Source organism: Myroides sp. LJL115, from assembly GCF_054871665.1.
This window is the reverse complement of sequence record NZ_JBTXLS010000035.1, coordinates 1-20,818: the sequence shown is the minus strand read 5'-3', so window position 1 is coordinate 20,818 and position 20,818 is coordinate 1. Positions and strand designations below refer to the sequence as shown.

Genomic DNA, 20,818 nt, shown 5'->3' with positions numbered 1-20,818 from the left:
TTTTATTTTTACTACTATGAAATTACTTACCGAAGTAGGCATTAAAGAGTTAGATCGCAAAATCACTTATAACGATAAGATTTTGTCTATTGGATCCTGTTTTGCTGTCAATATGAGTGCCAAATTACAAAGTTTTCAGTTCCAGGTACACACAAATCCATTTGGGATTTTATTTCATCCTATAGCTATCAAAAATATGCTACAGTATGCAATCCAAGAAAAAGAGTTTACCCTTGATGAGGTGTTCTGTAATCAAGAGATTTGGAGTAGTTTTGAGGCCCATAGTGATTTAAATGCTTTAGAGGCTCAAGATATTGTCGATGCTTTGAATGCTGGGATAATGCAGTTAAGAAGATCTTTAAAAGAAAGTAATTTCTGTATTTTAACTTTTGGTACAGCCTGGGTATATGAGCATGTCTCCACTCAAAGAGTTGTTGCTAACTGCCATAAGATGGACGGTAAATTATTTAATAAACGAATGTTGTCCTATCAGGAAGTATTGGAAAATTTTCAAGAAATTCTTAACTTAGTAAGGCATTATAATAAAGATATACAGGTTATTACCACTTTATCTCCTGTTAGGCATAGTAAAGATGGTTTTGTTGAAAATCAAGCCAGTAAATCCTTATTGCACTTTACACTCCAACAGGTAGTAGGGGAATACTCTCAAGGGGTGAGTTATTTTCCATCTTACGAGATAATGATGGATGAACTTAGAGATTATCGTTTTTATGGTGCTGATTTGCTTCATCCCAACGCTATAGCAATTGATTATATTTGGGAGAAATTTGTTCGCCTTTGTATTCATCCGGATTGTTATGCAGTGATGAAGAAAGTAGATCAAGTGCAAAAAGGTTTAGGGCATATTCCTTTTAACCCAACTGCTAGCCAACACTTAGAGTTTTTAGATTCATTAATTAGTAAAATTGATGAATTATTAGACCAATATCCATTTATGAATTTTAGATAATTATGAGACAAATTTTCAAAGTACTTTTTTGCTTTTTTATCGTTCTGTTTTTTATGTTTTTAGGCGTGGTTGTGTATAAGTGGGTAGTAGAACCCAAAGACTCCCAAATGAACTACAATACAGCTATGCTACAGGAGCAATTAAAAAATGTGAGTAAGCTTGTGGTGACTGAAGCCCAGTTTTCTCAAGTGATGACTTATAAAGATCAACAGAAATACTTTCTAAATTTAGTTTCTTTCAATAAAAAGGCTGTTGTAATTGTTTCTGCAAAGGCAAGTATAAGCTATGATCTAAGTCAGTTGAAATACCAAATTGATCAAAGGAACAAGGTGGTTCAGCTTTTATACATACCAGAGCCAGAACTCAACATCATGCCTGAATTCACCATTTATGATGTAGAGCAGAGTACTTTCAATCCTTTTGTAGGGGAAGACTATAATAAGATTAATCAAAAGATTAGGTTAGATATAGCCCAAAAATTAGAAAAGTCCACTTTAAAGACAAATGCTGAGAATCGTCTTATAAGTGAACTTTCTAAAATTTTGATTCTAACTAATACTTTAGGGTGGAAGTTAGAGTATCAAGGAAATATTATAGATCAAGAGCAAGATCTTATAAAAGGGTTTGCTCTTTAATTATCAAGGTCAATAATAGCAATACCATCTTTGATAAGATGAGCTACTTTTGGTCTTTCTAAGCTCACTTTGTCTAAGTGCTTTCTTGCTTTATCACTTAGGGATGTATTATTTGACTTTTTAGCCATTTCTAAGATTTCTACGCTTAGTAGCCAGTCTGAAGGGTAATCTTGGATTAGCTGGTCTAAAATTAGCTCTAAATCACATGTTTTACCTTCGTTTCTAAAGTCTCTAACTTGTTGGTAAAGGTTTTCTAATTTTATTTTGTTTTCATCCCTTTTGGCTTTAATTGTTTTGGAAGAAGGAACGTGAGTAATTAAATCAAAACTGTTATAATCTGCCGGACCTGAGAAAGCAGATATAACTTCAGCACCTACTGCCATGTCATAGGTACCCCATTCTGGTCTAAATAATACCTGATCTTTGTAAGTTACTGTACATTCTTTAAAGCTAATCAATATAATTTTACCGTGAATATTTCTTATTCCTGTAATATTAATACCACTAACTATTATCCCTCCTTCAAATTCTAAAGTTACTGGTTTATTTTCATAAAGGTTGTATGCTTTTAAATCTCTAGGACTCATGTCTTCGATAGCTAGATTAATTCCTTTTAATCTTCCTAAGGCTGTTCCAAATCCAGCACTATGGGTTTGTACTCCATGTCCAACTAATTCTTTCTCTCTGTAAGCTAATGCTGTTGGCCCAGTAGTTTGAACATAAGCTGGTTTTCCTTCGTTTTCAATTACATTGGTAAATACACCAGAGATTTGTAATCCAGTATTTAATTCAATAGTTCCTAAAGCCTTAGAGGTAATTAGTTTTTCAACCCCAGATAAACCTCCTTTTCTAATAGCCATCTTATTGGCAAACTCCTCTAAAACTTCACTTAAATAAGCAAAGTCAGGTGTTACATATAGTTGAGGTTGGAGTTTGGTAATATCAAAACCTTGATCAGCCGCTGCAATAGAGTAGGGAATCTTCTTCACATTATCTGTCATACACCAAGCACTTTCCCCTATAGAAGAAAGTAATCCTGCTCCATAAATTTTAGGATTCTCTACTGTACCAATCAGGCCGTATTCTACGGTCCACCAATGTAAGTTTCGTATAAGAGCCATCTCAGATGGTTCACCTGCATTGTTTTGAAGGTAATCTACTTGCTGTTCTGCTTTTTTTATTTCTTCCGGGTCAATTCCTTCTGCTTCTTTTAGAATAGAAAGTAGACGTATTGCCTCGTATATTTCATAATCTCTACTTGATGATATAGCCTTACAACCTATTTCTCCAAAACGTCTAAGGTATTCTGCATATTCTGGATTGGCAATAATAGGTGCATGTCCAGCTCCTTCATGAATAATATCCGGTGCAGGAGTGTATTCAATATTCTCTAGTTGTCTGATATCTGATGCAATAACTAAAACTTTATAAGCTTGGAATTCCATAAAGGCATTTGGTGGAATAAATCCATCCACAGCTACCGCTGCCCAACCTATTTCTTTAAGTATGCGATTCATACCGTACATACTTGGAATGTGCTCAACGGCAATACCAGTTTTTTCAAGACCTTCAAGATAGGATTCATGGGCTACTTTAGCAAGATAATCCACATTTTTTCGCATAACATATCTCCATACGGCTTGATTTATAGGAGTATAGTCTTGATAATCTTGTGGTTTGATAAATTGTTTCAAATGTTTTGGTAATCTCTCAATTAGCTCATTGCTTTGGTATTCCATTGAAGCCATAATTTAGATTTTAAATAGTTTATGTAAAGTTGTATCGATTCTTCTAAAAGGGATTTTATCCCCTTAGAAATGTATATAAAAAAAATGGGCATCTTCAAAGATATTGAAAATGCCCATTTGTTTTTGAAATATTATTTTTTAGTACCTGGAGGGAAATTACTCAGAATGTCTTTAACGAATTCTTGAATTCTTTCTTCTCTCTTTTTCATGTTATTCGTATTTGAAATAACACCTGTACCAATTCCCTGCCAAACAAGCATTTTAGATTTAGTATCCAATATATCTACAAATAACGTCCCTTGTACTTGTGTAGATACAGTGGTTGAATTTGGTCCCCAATAGGGACCCCACCCTGGGCGATAATACCCCCATGGCGAATAAAAGTTATTGTTGTTTACTGTTGTAATGTTAACTTGTTCCTTTGATTTAGTAACTAAGTTAATCAACAAATCAGGATTTGTGTTAGATTTTACAAAACCTTTTGCTTGTAAATTTTGTTCAATAGCAGATAAAATTCTTTTCTTATCAATGTCATTTATTTTGACATGATCGATTCCTTCTTTAAGGAAGGCATAAGTTTTATATTGACTAAAGTCAATAGCAGTGTCATAATCGGTGGTTACTTTTACACTACTACATGCAGTAATGAAAAGCAACAAAAACGCTAAAGGTAAAAACTTCAATGCTCTCATAGTGATTAGAATTTATAGTTAGAATAATTTTTCGTCTACTAAATTTGGAAGAGTGACCTTAAGTAAAGGTTCTTGTTCCATTGCTCTTTTTATAGCAAACATCGCTTCTGGGTTTCTAGCCCAACTTCTACGTGCTATTCCGTTATTTACGTCCCAAAAAAGCATAGATTCTAAATTTTTCTGTGCTTGATTAGTTCCATCAAGAAGCATACCAAATCCACCATTGACAACTTCTCCCCATCCAACGCCACCGCCATTGTGAATAGACACCCAAGTTGCACCTCTGAAACTATCACCAATTACGTTATGTATAGCCATATCAGCGGTATATTTAGATCCGTCATAAATATTTGAGGTCTCTCTATAAGGAGAGTCAGTACCTGACACGTCATGATGATCTCTACCTAAAATGACAGGTCCTATTTCTTTATTGGCAATTGCTTTGTTAAAGGCTTTGGCTATTTCTACACGTCCTAATGCATCTGCATATAGAATTCTAGCCTGAGAACCCACTACTAATTTGTTTTGTTGGGCACCTTTTATCCATTTGATATTATCTTGCATCTGTTGCTGAATTTGCTCAGGTGCATTTTTACTTAACTCTTCAAGAACCTGACATGCTATTATGTCCGTTTTTTGTAAGTCTTCTGGATTTCCAGAAGCACAAACCCATCTAAAAGGTCCGAATCCATAGTCAAAACACATAGGTCCCATAATGTCTTGGACATAACTTGGGTATTTAAAGTCTATGCCGTTTTTTGCCATGATATCAGCTCCTGCTCTAGAGGCCTCTAATAAGAAAGCATTCCCATAATCGAAGAAATACGTTCCTTTCTCTGTATGTTTGTTAATGGCTTTGGCTTGTCTTCTTAAAGATTCTTGTACCAGGTCTTTAAATTTATCTGGTTCATTAGCCATAAGATCATTGGCTTTTTCAAAGCTTACTCCAACAGGGTAATAACCTCCAGCCCATGGGTTATGTAAGGATGTTTGATCTGAACCTATATCAATATATAAATTTCTTTTATCAAATTCTTCCCATATCTCTACTACATTACCAAGATAAGCAATAGAAACAACTTCTTTGTTGTCTTTGGCTTTTTTTACTCTAGTAACTAAGTCTTCTATATTATCAATAACTTCATCTACCCATCCTTGTGAATGTCTAGTATGTACGGCTTTTGGATTAACTTCTGCACATATTGTTATACAACCGGCAATATTTCCTGCTTTTGGTTGAGCTCCACTCATCCCTCCCAAACCTGAGGTAAGGAATATTTTTCCCTTTAAGTCCTCTTTGTTTTTTGCAATTTTTCGTCCAGCATTTAAAACCGTAATGGTAGTTCCATGTACAATTCCTTGTGGACCTATATACATATAACTTCCAGCAGTCATTTGACCATACTGGGTAACTCCTAAGGCATTGAATTTTTCCCAATCATCCGGTTTAGAATAATTAGGAATCATCATTCCATTGGTAACGACTACCCTTGGTGCATTATAATGAGAAGGGAATAGACCCATTGGATGACCAGAGTACATCACTAAGGTTTGCTGATCACTCATCTCACTTAGGTATTTCATCGTAAGTAAATATTGTGCCCAGTTGGAAAATACTGCTCCATTTCCACCATAAGTAATCAATTCTTCTGGATGTTGAGCTACTTTTGGATCTAGGTTGTTTTGAATCATCAGCATAATTGCTTTTGCTTGAAGAGATTCACCTGGGTATTCTTCTATATCTCTAGCATACATGTCATAATCAGGCATAAACCTATACATGTATATTCTCCCATATGTTTCTAATTCTTCTTTGAACTCAGGGAGTAAAATTGCATGATGCTTTGGATCAAAATAGCGTAATGCGTTTTTTAAAGCAAGTTTTTTTTCTTCCTGTGTTAGAATTTCTTTTCTTTTAGGTGCGTGATTTAAAGAGGGGTTATAAGGCCGTTTGTTTGGTAATTCATTAGGAATTCCTTGGCTAATCATTTCTTTAAAAGTCATAATTTTTTTGGTGTGTTTTATCTTGGTTGTTTTTATTTGATTTACAAAATACTTGGTTGTAAATCGCTATTTTTGTACCTAGTAGGTGTATTAAATCTTACTAGCTTAGCAAAATATAGTAAATATAAGTTTATTTACATAAAGTTGAAATACTTAGATAGAAAAAACAATGGATTTATTCGAAAATGATTTGGTTTTAAACCAGAAAGTTAACTTTGACTTTGGACACGGAATAGACTTATATATAAAAAGAGAAGATTTATTACATAAAGAGGTCTCAGGAAATAAGTTTCGAAAATTGAAATATAATCTTATTAAGGCTAGAGAACTTGGAATAGATACTGTTTTGACCTTTGGGGGTGCTTTCTCTAACCATATTTTTTCTACTGCTGCGGCATGTAGTTTATTGGGGTTAAAGTCCATTGGGGTTATTAGAGGGGAGGAGATAGCTAGTAAATTCTTAGGGAATCCTACTTTGTCCAAAGCTTTTGATTATGGTATGCAATTTAAGTTTGTGAGTAGAGAAGATTATCGAAAAAAAACACAAACAGATTTCATTGAACAATTACAGGAGGAATTTGGTTGTTTTTACTTGGTACCAGAAGGAGGAACTAATTCTTTAGCAATTTTAGGTACACAAGAAATTTTAAAACCAAAGGACATGGAGTTTGACTATATTTGTAGTGCAGTAGGTACTGGTGGTACCATTGCTGGGCTAATACAAAGTAGTGGCATTCATCAAAGTGTGGTGGGATATCCCGCCTTAAAAGGCGATTTCTTAAAGAATGAAATTGCCCAATGGACTAATAAAGAAAATTGGCATCTTGTTGATAGTTATCATTTTGGTGGTTATGCAAAAGTAGATAGTGTTCTTTTGGAGTTTATAGAAGAGTTTAATAGACAGTTTGGCATACTTCTAGACCCTATATATACTGGTAAAATGCTTTATGGTATTTTTCAAGATATTGAAAAAGGTCACTTTAAAGATAATAGTAAGATATTGGCAATACACACTGGTGGATTGCAAGGATGGAATAGTAAAATTAAAGGATTTAAAAAGTTATGATTAAGAGAGTTTTATTTATCTTTTGCTTAGTGGTTCTGGCAAGTTGCGGATCTAAAAAAAGTACTTTGACAGGAAAGAAAGTAAAGGATAAGGAATTGGTATCCAAAAATGCATATAGGGAAGAGTTGCGTAGAAAGGAATTAGAAAAGCAAAAGCAGACTAATACTACAGTAGCTCCTAAGGAAGAAAGCAAGCCTAGTAAACCTTCAAAGAATAATTCTAAAGAAGTCTTAACTGCAACCTCTTCGGTTCAAGTAACAGCGGATCTTATTTCTACTTATATACTAACCTACAAAGAGGTAGCTAAAAGCAATATGGCAGACCATGGTATTCCTGCAAGTATCACTTTAGCTCAAGGCGTGTTAGAATCCGGATCTGGACAAGGAACTTTAGCTAGAATGGCAAATAATCACTTTGGAATTAAATGCCACGTTGAATGGAATGGACCTTCTGTACGACACACAGATGATGCGCCAGATGAATGTTTTAGAAAATATGAATCTCCTTCTGAATCCTATAGAGATCACTCTTTGTTTCTAACAAGTCGTAGTCGTTATAATACTTTATTTGAGCTTCCTAAAAGTGATTATAAAGCTTGGGCTCATGGATTAAAAAAGGCAGGTTATGCAACCGATCCTAAATACGCAGAAAAATTAATCAGTTTAATAGAACGATATTCTTTATATGAGTATGACCAGGAACTACTAGTTAGTATTGGTCAATATTCTAAGAATGAAGTAAAGGTAGATAGTAAGCCTACTGTAAGTAATTCTAGTGGTTCCTCTACTAAAACCCACGTTGTGAAAAAAGGAGATACCCTATATTCTATTTCCAAGCTATATAATACTAGTGTAGCACAGGTTCAAAAAATCAATCAATTAAAAGGATCAATGCTTTCTATTGGTCAAGTATTAAAAATTAGATAACGATGTTATATCAAAGAAGTAGTAAACTATTTGAAGAGGCACAACAAGTTATTCCAGGTGGAGTAAACTCTCCAGTTCGTGCTTTTAATTCAGTTGGAGGAACTCCAATTTTTGTAAAAAGTGCTAAAGGTGCGTATCTTTTTGATGAAGACGGTAACACTTTAATCGATTATATTAACTCTTGGGGACCTATGCTATTAGGTCATGCTTTTGAGCCTGTGGTTCAAGCAGTAATTGAGAAAGCCAAATTAGGTACTTCCTTTGGAATGCCTACTGAGATGGAAACTCAAATTGCTAAACTAGCAGTATCTATGGTTCCAAATATTGAGAAAATTAGATTCGTTAATTCTGGAACGGAAGCTTGTATGAGTGCCATTCGCTTAGCCAGAGGGTATACAAATAGAGATAAAATTATTAAGTTTAAGGGATGTTATCATGGTCACTCGGATTCTTTTTTAATTGAAGCAGGAAGTGGAGCTGTTACTTTTGGTACTCCTAATAGTCCAGGGGTAACTCAAGGTACAGCCAAAGATACTCTCTTAGCTGAATATAATAACTTAGAAAGTGTAGAGGATTTATTACAAGCAAACGACAAACAAGTAGCTGCTATTATAGTTGAACCTGTTGCTGGTAATATGGGCTGTGTAGTACCTAAAGAAGGTTTTCTACAAGGATTACGTTCTTTATGTGATAAGTATGGTGCTTTGCTAATATTTGATGAGGTAATGACAGGGTTTCGCTTAGCAAAAGGTGGGGCTCAGGAATTATTTAATATAGAGGCTGATCTTGTTACGTATGGTAAAGTAATAGGAGGTGGATTGCCTGTAGGTGCATTTGCAGGTAAAGCTGAAATTATGGATTATTTAGCTCCAATTGGGCCAGTATATCAAGCTGGTACTCTTTCGGGGAATCCACTTGCGATGGCGGCAGGTTTTGCCATGTTGGAGCATATAAATGCGGACAAGGAGCTCTATTCTCGTTTGGAGCAAAAAACTAGTTATTTAGCTAAAGGGATTGCTCAGGTTTTGGATAAATACAATATTGACTATAGCTTTAATCAAGTAGGGTCAATGATGAGTGTATTCTTTACAAAAGATAAAGTTGAAAACTTTGATCAAGCTACTTTAGCGGATAATCAATTATTCAAGGACTTCTTTCATGGTTTACTAAGAAGAGGGGTTTATATTGCTCCTTCTGCTTATGAAACTTGGTTTATAACTGATGCTTTAAGCCAAACAGATTTAGATAAAACAATTCAGGTAGTAGAAGAGTTTTTTAGAGATAGACAAGCTCAATAAACTTACCTTAATATATAGAAAAACGGACTATCCATTAGTGGGTAGTCCGTTTTTGTGTTTTATAAATCTAAAGATAATTGATCAGGTAGTAATTTGAAGCTCTTGCGATGATAGATACAAGGGCCAAATTCGCGTATAGCATCTCTATGTTCCTTTGTAGGATAACCTTTGTTTTTCTTCCAATTATACATAGGAAATTCTTCATGAATTTTATCCATATAGTCATCTCTTGCTGTTTTAGCAAGAATAGAAGCTGCTGCTATATTTAAGTACTTCATATCTCCTTTAACAATACATTGATGCGCTAGGTTTTCAATGGCAGTAAATTTATTTCCATCTACAATTAAAAACTCTGGGAATGGCTCTAAGGCTAATACACTATCTTGCATCGCTTTTATAGAAGCATGTAGAATATTTAGAGATTCAATGGTTTCTTCCTTTATATGGGTTATTTTATAAGTTAATGCTTTGTCTAAAATAATGTCTCTTAAGGTATACCTTAAGTTGGCAGTTATTTTTTTAGAATCATTAATTAAAGTGTTTTCAAAGTCTAAGGGTAAAATTACTGCTGCCGCGGTTACAGGACCAGCAATACATCCTCGACCAGCCTCATCTGTAGCAGCTTCAAGCGTTAGCCCAGAATAATTTTTAAGTAGCATATAAAGAGTTTTAAGAGGCAAAGTTATTCATTTTACATTAAAGATATGGGAAAAGCCAAGAGAAATAATCTTGCTGCACAAACAGAAGTTTCTTTTATAATCGCAAAGTGTTTCAACTGTTTGACCAGGAGGGAGTGTGTTTATCTTAATAGGTGTTTTTTAGTAATTATTTTCTAATTACAATTATGGTTTTCTGATATGTTTAGTTAACATAAAATTAAGAAACAAAGTGTGTTTTCTACTAAATCTTATTTTTCAGTAAATATTGATAGTTGTTTTACTAAGATAGATTGGGATTTAAATGCCTTGGTCTTATGGATATTTATACTTATCTATTTAGAAACCAAAACTGTTCTGTCTTTTTTTATAAGTTTTGTCTTTCTTATTTTACAACCTTAAAGTAGCTTTATGGATAGTTTTTGTGCACTTATTTGCGGGAGATTGTTATAAAAAACTGTTTTTTTACTAAAACTAATATGTTAAATTTATTTTCTTTTAAAAATTAAAACTAATTGATTTACAGTCTGTTGAGTAGTTTATTTGATTTTAATAAATAATTTTAACATAATTTTATAAATATAAATCTATTAGCGCTTTTTTTAGGTTTTTAAAGGTCTTTTTGTTAAAATCGCAATGATTATATATGTTATATTAGCTTAGTTAGGTGAAAATGTATTTTATTTTCCTGTTGTATGTTGTATTAAAATTAATTAAGTTAAAATTAACCTAAAATATTTACTAGATTTGGCTTATAACTAATCAATAATTTTTATAATGGAATCAAAGTTTAAGTGGATTATTTTATTATTCCTTACACTAGGTACACAGATTGGGTTTGCTCAAAGCAAAACCTTAACTGGAAAAGTTACAGAAGGGGGGCTTCCTTTACCAGGAGTTTCCATTTTGCTAGTTGGTACTTCTGAAGGAACAATGAGTGATTATGACGGTAATTATTCTATTCAAGTTAAACAAGGAGATGTTCTTTTGTTCAGCTTTATGGGATTTACGGATGTAACGTATACTGTAGGAGCAAGTAACACTCACGATGTTGCTATGAGTAGTACGGATGAGCTTCTAGAGGAGGTAATTGTTACAGCCTTAGGAATTAAACGTGAAAAGCGTAAATTAGGATACGCTTCTCAGGAAGTTAAAGGTGAAGAGTTATCAGATGCTGGACAAACCAATGCCTTAAGTGCTTTGTCAGGTAACGTAGCTGGATTACAAGTGACTGCTCCTTCTACAATGGGAGGTTCTTCTCGCGTTGTTTTACGTGGAGTTAAGTCGGTTGTAGGTAACAACCGTCCTTTAATTGTAATCGATGGTGTTCCTTTAGATAACTCAAACTTCAATAGCTCTGGTGCACAACGTGGAGGTGGAGGTATCGATTATGGAGATACTGCAAGTGACATTAACCCAGATGATATCGAGTCAGTAACTGTACTTAAAGGTGGTACAGCATCTGCTTTATATGGTAATCGTGGGGGAAATGGAGTTATTTTGTATACTACTAAATCGGCTAAAAATGGTCGTACTGAAGTAGAGGTTAATACAGGGATGACTTTAGAAAGCGTTTATATTATGCCAGATCTTCAAAATGAATACGGTGGAGGATCTAGTACCGATTGGACTCAAACTAGCATCGGAGGTAAATTATATAACACTCCTACTTATTCAGCAGATGAGAGCTGGGGACCGAAATTTGATGGGACTAAATATTTACCTTGGAATGCATTCGATCCTGCTTTTGCGGATGATTACATGAAGGAAATTCCTTGGGAAAAATCTAGACATGATGTAAGAGATTTCTACAAAACTGGAGTAACATCTAATATTTCTGCTGCAGTAGGAAAGTCTTTTAAGGATAGTAATATTAGAATGTCTTTCGGAAATAATACAACAGAAGGAGTTACACCAAACTCAAAATTACAAAGAAACACTTTCACTGTTAACGCATCAACAATGTTAACAGATAAGTTTAAAGCTGATGCTAACGTTTCTTATGTTTACACTAAAGGTTTTAATAGACCTGATACGGGATACGGAGATAACTCTTATGGAAAACAATTTTTCCAATGGACTCAAAGACAGTTAGATTATAACGCATTAAAAAGCTATATCACTCCTGGAGGTGCTCAACGTTCTTGGAATAGAACTTCTTGGGATAATGCTACTCCAAAATATAGTGACAACCCATATTGGACAGCTCATGAAAATACATCTCAAGATGTTAGAACTCGTACTTATGGAAACGTAAAGCTTACTTATAACTTTACAGATAATTTATATGCTGTGGGTACAGTATATGGTGATACTTATAGTATGAATATGGAAGAAAGAGTTGCTATTGGATCTCAAGCTCAATCTTTCTATGGAGTTACAAAGCGTAATGTTTCTGAGTACAACTACGAAGGACGTGTACACTTTGATGATCATTTCGGTAATTTCGGAGTTAACGCTTTCGTTGGTATCAATAGAAGTGAAAAAAGAAGAGACTATTTATATGGTAGGACAGTTGGAGGTTTAGTTCTTCCTGGATTCTTTAACTTATCAAATAGTAAAGAAAATGCATTAGCATCTAATAATAGAACTCACGCAAGAACAAATAGTATTTTTGGATCTGTTGGAGTTAACTATAAAGAGTTCTTATTCTTAGAAGGTACAATTCGTACAGACTGGTTCTCAACAGTTAAAAAGTCAAGTACATATCCTTCTGTGACTGGAACATTCTTATTCTCTCACTTATTGACAGATTTAGACTGGTTAAGTTTTGCTAAATTACGTTTAGGATGGGCTCAAGTAGGTAACGATACAGATTCATACAGAACATCTGATTACTATGCTGCTGATACGCCATTTTTAAATTATCCAAGATATTCAATTAGTAATACTAAGAACAATCCAAACTTAAGACCTGAGTTAATGACAACTAAAGAAATCGGTCTTGAAGCATCTTTCTTAAATAACCGTATTGCATTTGAAACTTCTTATTACCAAATTAAAACAACAGACTTAATTACTAGTGTTAAATACGATAGTGGAACTGGATATTTATACGAGTGGTTAAATGCTGGAGATATGACAAATAAAGGATTTGAAGCAACAGTTGTTTTAAAACCAGTTTTAACAGAAGACTTTTCGTGGGATATTACTTGGAACTTCGCTAAAAATAAAAACGAGTTAAATCGTTTAGCTGATGGTGTAAATGCAGTAAGTATTACTTCTGCTCCATTTAATGTTACCTTAGAAGCGAGAGTTGGAGAAGCATATGGACAGATTTACGGAAAAGATTTCGTATATGATGACAATGGGAATAAAGTTATTGGAAAAGATGGTTTATACAAAGCTTCAGGTGTTAAAGGTTTAGGTTCTTATTTACCTGACTATAACATGGGGATTAGAAATAGCTTCAAATACAAAAACTTCCGTTTAAGTGCATTAATCGATATCCAAAAAGGAGGTAAATACTTCTCAACATCACATATGTTTGGTACTTACTCAGGATTATTTACAAATACTACGGATAATAATATTCGTGAAACAGGTCTTATTTTAGATGGTGTAACAGAAGACGGACAGAAAAATACAAAAGTAGTAACTGCTACGGCTTGGGCAAAAGCTCACCAGACTACCGTTGATGCTCAAAACGTTTTTGACGCAGATTATATCAAATTAAGAGACGTGACTTTAGCGTATGATTTACCTAAAAAAGCCGTTGGTCCATTCGCAGGTATTACAGTATCAGTTTATGCTAGAAACTTATTTACTTGGGGATTAGACTGGAAAGGTATGGATCCAGAGATGGCTTCTTATGGTAGTGGAAACATTCAAGCAATTGAAGGTGGTTCTAACCCATCTACAAGATCTTACGGAATGAACGTTAAATTTAAATTCTAACAAAAGATGAAAAAATTTTTATATACTCTTGGTATTTTCTCAATTGTATCTGTAATGATCAGTTGTGATAAAGACTTAGAAGAAATTAATCAGAGTCCTAACTCACCTTCATTTGCTACTACATCTGGGCTTTTTAACCAGGCAAATAAGTCATTAATGGACAATACACGTGGAGGCTTCCCTTCAGGTCGTATGACTTTACCTATCGTTCAAATGTCTGCACAGCGTGAGTACAATGAGGAAGATAGATATGTGTTTAGAGTTGGTGTTAATAATAGTTTATACCACAACTTACAGTTATCTGTAAGAAAATATAAGGAGATCATATTAATCTGTGAGAATCCTGAACTTTCAGATAAATGGGCTGGTGAGTATGGAAATATCCAAAACCAAATCGCAGCGGCACGTATTATGATTGCTTATTGTCAATTAGAGTTGGTAGGTCTTTACGGAGATGTTTCTTACTATTCCTATGGTTCAGATGATCCTGAATTCCAAGGTCAGTCTAAGGGAGAAGATATAGCTTATGATACGCCTGTATTCGCTTCTCAAGAAAAAATTTACAAAGATTTAATGAAAGAGCTAAAAGAAGCTTCTGAGCAAATTGATTTGAGTACAAGTAAGGTAATGGATGGAGATTTTATCTTCAAAAAACCTGAAGTAATGAAGCGTTTTGCAAACTCACTTCGTTTAAGAGTTGCTAACCGTGTTAAAGCTGTTATTCCTGAGGCAGAAGCTCATATTAAAGATGCTATCGCTCAAGGTGTAATGCAGTCAAATGAGGATAACGTTGGATTAACTTATGAGAATAACGTGGTTATGCCAGCTCCTTGGTTTAGTGATGCAATGAATGGTAGACGTAATGACTTCTCACCTGCTAGTACTTTTATAGATTTATTAAAAGGAGAAGTGGGACCAGTTAAACAAGTGGATCCTCGTTTATACATATTTGCTGCTCCTTACGGAACTGCATTCTTTGGTGTTGCAGGAGGTAATAGTATTGAAGGTGGTGCTTATGTAAGTCAAAAATCAAAGGATTCTTTACATCTATACAGAGGAGCTCCATACGGAATTGGATCTACTTTATCTCAAACTCAAGGAAGTTTGGCTTCACAGTTTGGATCTTTCATTTATAAACCAAATTATACACAGTTATTAATGGAGTATTCAGAAGTTGCATTCTTATTATCAGAGAATAGTAATTGGGATAATGATTGGTATAAAAAGGGAATTAAGGCTTCGATGGAGAAGTTTGGAGTTCCAGAAGCTGAAATTACTGCTTATATTGATGCACTTCCAACGGCAACTGCGGAGTCTGTAATTACTCAGAAATACATCGGATTATTTATGCAGCCAAATGAAGCTTGGGCAGAGTACAGAAGAACAGGTTTCCCAAATACTTTAATTCAACCTGGTCAAACAGGTGTTACTATTGGAACGGATCTGATTAAGTCTACGACTTATGAATTCATTCCAGGAGTAGTAATTCAAGGAATTCCTCAACGTTTTGAGTATCCAACAGATCTACAGTCTTTAAATAAGGATAATTTAGGTGCTGCTATCTCAAAACTTGATAAGGGTGATTCAATGGATAGTAAGCTTTTGTTTGCTAAAAAGTAATCCATTTTTAAGTGTTTTTTTAAACGTAATATAGCGTTAAAGCCCACTTAAAATAATCATAATTACTGGTCTTGTTCTCTAATTATTGAGAGAACAAGACCTTTTTTTTTTGATTTCAGATAAAAAAGAGCCTATAATTTGAACGATTTTAAGGGTTTTTTATGTTATTTTATCCTTTTTTATAGAGATTTAAAATTTATTCGTCTTTATGTTATTTTTGGATAAAAAGATATTTTTTCCCGAAAATTAACTATATAATTGAAGTATGTGTTGTTTGTTTTTATTTTTAATTGTCAATTATATTTGATTAAGTATACTGGTAATACTGGTGTTTGCTGGGTTTTGGGAAATTGTTTAGAATAAATTGCTACTTTTGGGCAATTAACTAATCAAAAATTTTAAATGAGATCAAAGTACAATTGGTTCTTAAGCCTTGTGCTTGCCTTATTAGTGCAAGTATCTTTCGCTCAAGAAAAAGTTCTTACGGGAATTGTACAGGAAGAGGGGTATCCACTTCCTGGAGTGACTGTTATGATCGAGGGTACCCATGAGGGAACTCAAACCGATCTTGATGGTAAGTATTCTATTAGTGTTGACACAGGCCAGACGCTAGTATTTTCCTTCATAGGGTTAAAAGAAGTAAAGCATAAAGTAGGAGCAGAAACTACTTTTAACGTTACCATGTCAGAAGACTTAACACAGCTAGATGAGGTTGTTGTTACAGCGATGGGTATTAAGCGTAGTGCCAAAGCTTTAGGTTATGCTACTCAAGAAATTAAAGCTGAAGATTTAAACAAAACGAACAATAGTAGCTTAAGTGGAGCTTTACAAGGAAAGTTAGCTGGGGTTCAGATTACACCTTCTTCAGGTGCACCTGGAGCTTCAACTCAAATGGTTATTCGTGGAGCTAGATCTTTCACAGGAAACAATACACCTCTATACGTAGTAGATGGTATGCCAATTGAATCTACCCCTCCTTTTTCTACTGGAAACAGTGTTAGTGGAGCGGATATCGCTAACCGAGGAGTAGATATTGATCCAAGTGATATTTTAACAATTAACGTATTAAAAGGCCAAGCTGCATCTGCATTATACGGTATTCGTGCTTCAAATGGGGTTGTCGTAATTACAACTAAAAGTGGAAAAGGAATGGCTGAAGGTAAACCTGTAATTTCCTTTACAAACAGTACTAGTTTTGAAACTTTATCAAAGAAACCAAGTCTTCAAAGAACTTATGCTCAAGGTAGTAAAGGGAAGTTTGATCCGTTTAGTTCAATGTCTTGGGGGCCTAGAATTGAAGATTTACCAAACGATCCAGTTTATGGAGGAAACGTAAGTAATGAGTTAAATGGTGGTGTTCTTCGTGAAGGATACTATTATGTTCCTCAAAGAGCACAGGCTGGTTTAGATCCATGGGTTAAGCCAGGTGCATATGATAATATTGATGCTTATTTTAAAACCGGACATACGGTAAATAATAATTTCAGCATCAGTCAAAACACTGGTAAAACTAATTATTCTTTTGGTATTGGTAATTCTACGCAAGATGGTATGATGCCAGGTACAGATATGAAACGTACTACTGTTAAGTTAGCTGCTGAGACAAAATTAAATAACGAGTGGACAACAGGATTTAGTGGAAACTTTGTGTCTAGTGACATTAATAAAGCCTCTTCTGCTAACAGTTCTGTCTTACCAGGTGTTTGGGGTGCTCCAACTAGTTATGATCAAGGTGGGATTCCTTATCACTCTACAGTAAGTGCTTACGAGCAAGTTCATTTTAGAAAAGGTGGTTTCGATAACCCATATTGGGCAGCTAATAACAATGAATTTAGCGAAAAGACAAATCGTTTCTTTGGTAGTGCAAACGTTGCTTATATACCAGAGATAAGTGTAGATGGATCAAAAAATTTAAGTTTCCGTTTCCAAGGAGGTTTAGATAACTATACAACACATTATCGTAACGTTTTTGAGTACGGTTCAGGTATGGCGAATGCGGATGTATTGAACGGTTCTACTTCTAATATTAACTTATTTGGTGTTACTCATTCTGTGTGGAACTCATTATTTACAGTTAACTACGATATGTACTTAGGAGATAACCTTCGTTTTGATATTATGATCGGAAATGAATTCAATGAGAATGACTCTAAAGGTTATAATGATTACGGCTCTAACTTCAATTTCGGTGGATGGGCTACAATTGCAAACGCATTAAACACGACTTCGGATGAATCTCGTCGTCGTAAGAGAACTGTAGGATTTTTCTCAAATATGGGACTAACATATAAAGATATGTTATTCCTTAACGCTACAGTTCGTCGTGATGTTGTTTCTTCTATGCCTCGCGGTAATAGAACATTTACTTATCCTTCAGTTTCCTTAGGGTTTGTATTTACAGAATTAGACGTTTTTAAAGATAACACTATTTTAAGTTTTGGAAAAATTCGTGGTTCTTACGCTGAAGTAGGGCAGGCTGGTGATTACTATGATAATTATTATACAAAACCTTCTTACGGAGGTGGATTCTGGAGTGGTGCTCCTATTTTATATCCAGTAGGTGGTTCAATGTCTTACATTGCTAGTTCTACTATTTATGATCCGAATTTAAAACCTCAAAATACGAAAAGTTTCGAATTTGGTGGAGATTTCCGTTTCTTCAATAATCGTTTCGGTTTAGATTATACTTATTCTAGACAGGATGTAAAAGATCAGATATTTGCTGTGCCATTGGCGGGTTCTACAGGAGCTTCGCAAATGATGACGAATGGTGGTAAAATCCACACTACAGCACATGAGATTACAGCTTTTGCTAATATTATTAGTACGGTAGATTTCCATTGGACAGTTAATGCAAACTTCTCTAAAGTTGATTCATTCGTGGATGAGTTAAAAGAAGGAGTTGGAAGCATTATGTTAGGTGGATTCGTAACTCCACAAATTAGAGCTAACGTTGGAGATCGCTTTCCTGTAATTTATGGAGAGGGATTTAAAAGAGATCCAAATGGGAATATCATAGTTGATGCTAAAGGTATGCCTGTAATTGGAGAAACTAAAGCTTTAGGAGAAGTATCACCTAAGTTTATTTTAGGAGGGTCTACAAGCTTCTCTTATAAAAACTGGAACTTAAGTGCAACTTTAGAGTGGAAGAACGGAGGGAAAATGTACAGTGGATCTAATATGGGAATGAACTTATATGGAACTGGACTTAGTACATTAGACCGTGAAACTGGTTTTATATTTGAAGGAGTTCAACAACTAGCAGATGGTTCTTTTGTTAGAAACGAAGTAGTGATTGACGGCAGCAGTAGGGAGGCTTTTGAAAATCGTATGAGTAGCATTAAAGAAAGTATCGTTTATGATGCTAGTTTTGTTAAGCTAAGAGATTTATCTATAGGATATACTTTTGAAGAAATTTGGCATGATAAAGTAAACTTACGAGTATCAGGTTTCACACGTAACTTACTTTTATGGTCTAAATTACCAAACTTAGATCCTGAAGCAACGCAAGGTAATAATAACATGAGTGGTGGTTTTGAGCATTACTCTATTCCACAAGCTAAGAGTTTTGGATTTTCTGTTAATGTTACATTTTAAATCGTAAGAAAATGAAAAGAATAAAATATTTAGTACTAGGTCTATTAGTGTCATCATTTACTTTCCAGTCTTGTTCTGAGGATAAGATGGATGATATTAATAAAGATAAAAATAACCCTAATGATGTAGAAAGTAAGTATATTATTACAGATATGATGGTTAAATCTGCTTTTAGTATTACTGCGTCTGATTTAGCATTTTATACATCTGTTTATACGGAATTATTAGGAGGAGCTCATGCTCAAATGTATAATGCACAAATTCGTGAAGGAGAGCCATCTTTAGCTCCAACTTATAATAACTCTTGGAATACTATTTATAGTACTATTCGAAACCTGAATATTATCATAGAAAAATGTTCTCCGGGTGGAAAAGAAGAAGGTAACCTTCATACTTTAGGAATGGCTCAGGTTTTAAAAGCCTATAATATGGCTATCTTAACGGATTTATTCGGAGATGTACCATTTGGAGATGCTTTTGATGTATATGACTCTACATCTCAATTAGATAAGCAAGAAAATATTTATAATGAAATATTCTCTTTATTAGATCAAGCTATTGCTAACTTGGAATCTGAAACACATTATCCAAGTATCGGTAGACAGGATTTAATTTATCAGGCTGCTGCAAACTCTTGGGTGAAAACCGCTTATGGATTAAAGGCAAGATATACAATGCGTTTATCTAAAGTGAAGCCTAATTATAATGAAGTAATTGCATTAGTAGAGAAGTCTTTTACAGATAGAAAAGATGAGTTTATCATGCAAGATGCTAAAGTTCCTTATCCGTTCTATACTTTTGCAGTACAAAGAACAGCTTTATTTGGATCTCAAACTTTCTATAATGTGATAGCGGAGAATGATCCAAAAGACCCACGTTTAAAGGATTATTTCGTTCCTAAGATTACTATTAGTGAAGATAAAAAGGATACTTTAGTTCAGGTTAATTTAGTAGATGCTTCAAAACCTATTTTGCAAAGTCAAAATGCTTATTCTTTTTCTGGACTTTCAAGTCCAGGTGATGTAAGAAATGCTCAAAATGCAATTTATCTTTTAAGTATGCATGAGTTAAAGTTTATTGAAGCGGAAGCATATGCACGTTTAAACAATGATCAAGCTGCTATTAAATCACTTAAAGAAGCAATTGCTTTAGGTTTAAATAAGAGACAAACTTTAACTTATCCTAATTATGAGTACCCAGGTATTTCTTCAAGTTTAACTGGAAAGGCTCTATTAGAGAAAATTGCCCAAAGTAAATATATTGCTTTTGGAGAAGTAGAAGCTATTGAGGCTTATAATGATATTCGTAGATGGAAAGGTATGGGTGAGGAGTTTATCCCACTTCGTTTTCCAGGAAAAAATACTTTCCCATTACGTTTAACTTATGGTCAAAGTGATGTTGTAAGTAATCAGTATATAACTGATGCTTTCGGAGACGGAAGTTATATTTATACAGAAAATGTATGGTGGGCAGGGGGAACTAGATAGTACTTCACCACTAAAATAAATAATAGAATGGGGCTGTCTCTAAAGAAAAAGAGGCAGCCCTATTTTATTGCATTTTACGTCTGTGTGATTTTCGGTATTTTTCTAAATATGCGAAGCTCAGACATTGGAAAAATATATTTTCGGTATTTTGGTGTAAAAAGAGGCATTTTATGCCACTCTTTTTCTAATATTCTGTGCGATTGCCAATAATCCGAACTCTAA

Annotated in this window: 13 protein-coding genes; 9 read left to right on the top strand and 4 right to left on the bottom strand. The window is 34.3% G+C overall.

Annotated elements, in window-relative coordinates:
- Positions 1–16 precede the first annotated feature (16 nt).
- Both ACYSNX_RS09405 and ACYSNX_RS09400 read left to right on the top strand, forming a co-directional pair.
- Positions 17–970: a GSCFA domain-containing protein gene (locus ACYSNX_RS09405; RefSeq protein WP_461754423.1), complete on the top strand. Its 954-nt coding sequence runs from the start codon at positions 17–19 to the stop codon at positions 968–970.
- A gap of 2 nt (positions 971–972) precedes the next feature.
- Positions 973–1,605 (top strand): DUF4230 domain-containing protein, encoded by a 633-nt coding sequence (locus tag ACYSNX_RS09400; protein WP_461754422.1) that lies wholly within the window; start codon positions 973–975, stop codon positions 1,603–1,605.
- Here the strand turns inward: ACYSNX_RS09400 and ACYSNX_RS09395 are convergent.
- From ACYSNX_RS09395 to ACYSNX_RS09385, 3 genes are all read right to left on the bottom strand, one after another.
- Complete coding sequence (locus ACYSNX_RS09395) at positions 1,602–3,353, bottom strand: aromatic amino acid hydroxylase (RefSeq protein ID WP_461754421.1); 1,752 nt, start codon at positions 3,351–3,353, stop codon at positions 1,602–1,604. The genes ACYSNX_RS09400 and ACYSNX_RS09395 overlap by 4 nt on opposite strands.
- Before the next feature lie 131 nt (positions 3,354–3,484).
- The gene (locus ACYSNX_RS09390; RefSeq protein WP_461754420.1) at positions 3,485–4,045 is read right to left on the bottom strand and encodes a DUF4136 domain-containing protein; all 561 of its coding nucleotides are present in this window, start codon (positions 4,043–4,045) and stop codon (positions 3,485–3,487) included.
- 18 nt (positions 4,046–4,063) lie between these two features.
- Complete coding sequence (locus tag ACYSNX_RS09385) at positions 4,064–6,049, bottom strand: urocanate hydratase (protein ID WP_461754419.1); 1,986 nt, start codon at positions 6,047–6,049, stop codon at positions 4,064–4,066.
- Between the two features lie 169 nt (positions 6,050–6,218).
- On the opposite strand from ACYSNX_RS09385, the gene ACYSNX_RS09380 reads away from it, so the two are divergent.
- Genes ACYSNX_RS09380 through hemL form a run of 3 tightly spaced genes read left to right on the top strand, consistent with a single transcriptional unit; the run spans position 6,219 to position 9,339 of the window.
- Positions 6,219–7,115 carry a 1-aminocyclopropane-1-carboxylate deaminase/D-cysteine desulfhydrase gene (locus ACYSNX_RS09380; RefSeq protein WP_461754418.1) on the top strand — a complete coding sequence of 299 codons (897 nt, stop codon included), beginning with the start codon at positions 6,219–6,221 and terminating at the stop codon, positions 7,113–7,115.
- The gene (locus ACYSNX_RS09375; RefSeq protein ID WP_461754417.1) at positions 7,112–8,041 is read left to right on the top strand and encodes a glucosaminidase domain-containing protein; all 930 of its coding nucleotides are present in this window, start codon (positions 7,112–7,114) and stop codon (positions 8,039–8,041) included. Before ACYSNX_RS09380 ends, ACYSNX_RS09375 begins: the two co-directional genes overlap by 4 nt.
- 2 nt (positions 8,042–8,043) lie before the next feature.
- The gene (gene hemL / locus ACYSNX_RS09370; RefSeq protein ID WP_461754416.1) at positions 8,044–9,339 is read left to right on the top strand and encodes a glutamate-1-semialdehyde 2,1-aminomutase; all 1,296 of its coding nucleotides are present in this window, start codon (positions 8,044–8,046) and stop codon (positions 9,337–9,339) included.
- 59 nt (positions 9,340–9,398) lie between these two features.
- Here hemL and ACYSNX_RS09365 read toward each other — a convergent pair whose 3' ends face one another.
- Positions 9,399–9,998 carry a ribonuclease HII gene (locus tag ACYSNX_RS09365; protein WP_461754415.1) on the bottom strand — a complete coding sequence of 200 codons (600 nt, stop codon included), beginning with the start codon at positions 9,996–9,998 and terminating at the stop codon, positions 9,399–9,401.
- Between the two features lie 774 nt (positions 9,999–10,772).
- Between ACYSNX_RS09365 and ACYSNX_RS09360 the strand changes: the two genes are divergently transcribed.
- From ACYSNX_RS09360 to ACYSNX_RS09345, 4 genes are all read left to right on the top strand, one after another.
- Positions 10,773–13,892, top strand: a complete 3,120-nt coding sequence (locus tag ACYSNX_RS09360; protein WP_461754414.1) for a SusC/RagA family TonB-linked outer membrane protein — start codon at positions 10,773–10,775, stop codon at positions 13,890–13,892.
- Between the two features lie 6 nt (positions 13,893–13,898).
- Positions 13,899–15,512, top strand: coding sequence for a SusD/RagB family nutrient-binding outer membrane lipoprotein (locus tag ACYSNX_RS09355; RefSeq protein ID WP_461754413.1), 1,614 nt, complete (start codon positions 13,899–13,901; stop codon positions 15,510–15,512).
- A gap of 402 nt (positions 15,513–15,914) precedes the next feature.
- On the top strand, positions 15,915–19,109 hold the full coding sequence (locus ACYSNX_RS09350) for a SusC/RagA family TonB-linked outer membrane protein (RefSeq protein WP_461754412.1): 3,195 nt from the start codon (positions 15,915–15,917) through the stop codon (positions 19,107–19,109).
- An 11-nt stretch (positions 19,110–19,120) separates the two neighbouring features.
- Positions 19,121–20,596 (top strand): SusD/RagB family nutrient-binding outer membrane lipoprotein, encoded by a 1,476-nt coding sequence (locus ACYSNX_RS09345; RefSeq protein ID WP_461754411.1) that lies wholly within the window; start codon positions 19,121–19,123, stop codon positions 20,594–20,596.
- Positions 20,597–20,818: the final 222 nt, after the last annotated feature.

Coding starts and splice junctions, on each gene's coding strand:
- ACYSNX_RS09355 (WP_461754413.1), top strand. CDS start 13,899: ATGAAAAAATTTTTATATACTCTTGGTATTTTCTCAATTGTATCTGTA.
- ACYSNX_RS09375 (WP_461754417.1), top strand. CDS start 7,112: ATGATTAAGAGAGTTTTATTTATCTTTTGCTTAGTGGTTCTGGCAAGT.
- ACYSNX_RS09350 (WP_461754412.1), top strand. CDS start 15,915: ATGAGATCAAAGTACAATTGGTTCTTAAGCCTTGTGCTTGCCTTATTA.
- ACYSNX_RS09395 (WP_461754421.1), bottom strand. CDS start 3,353: ATGGCTTCAATGGAATACCAAAGCAATGAGCTAATTGAGAGATTACCA.
- ACYSNX_RS09360 (WP_461754414.1), top strand. CDS start 10,773: ATGGAATCAAAGTTTAAGTGGATTATTTTATTATTCCTTACACTAGGT.
- hemL (WP_461754416.1), top strand. CDS start 8,044: ATGTTATATCAAAGAAGTAGTAAACTATTTGAAGAGGCACAACAAGTT.
- ACYSNX_RS09400 (WP_461754422.1), top strand. CDS start 973: ATGAGACAAATTTTCAAAGTACTTTTTTGCTTTTTTATCGTTCTGTTT.
- ACYSNX_RS09365 (WP_461754415.1), bottom strand. CDS start 9,998: ATGCTACTTAAAAATTATTCTGGGCTAACGCTTGAAGCTGCTACAGAT.
- ACYSNX_RS09390 (WP_461754420.1), bottom strand. CDS start 4,045: ATGAGAGCATTGAAGTTTTTACCTTTAGCGTTTTTGTTGCTTTTCATT.
- ACYSNX_RS09385 (WP_461754419.1), bottom strand. CDS start 6,049: ATGACTTTTAAAGAAATGATTAGCCAAGGAATTCCTAATGAATTACCA.
- ACYSNX_RS09405 (WP_461754423.1), top strand. CDS start 17: ATGAAATTACTTACCGAAGTAGGCATTAAAGAGTTAGATCGCAAAATC.
- ACYSNX_RS09380 (WP_461754418.1), top strand. CDS start 6,219: ATGGATTTATTCGAAAATGATTTGGTTTTAAACCAGAAAGTTAACTTT.
- ACYSNX_RS09345 (WP_461754411.1), top strand. CDS start 19,121: ATGAAAAGAATAAAATATTTAGTACTAGGTCTATTAGTGTCATCATTT.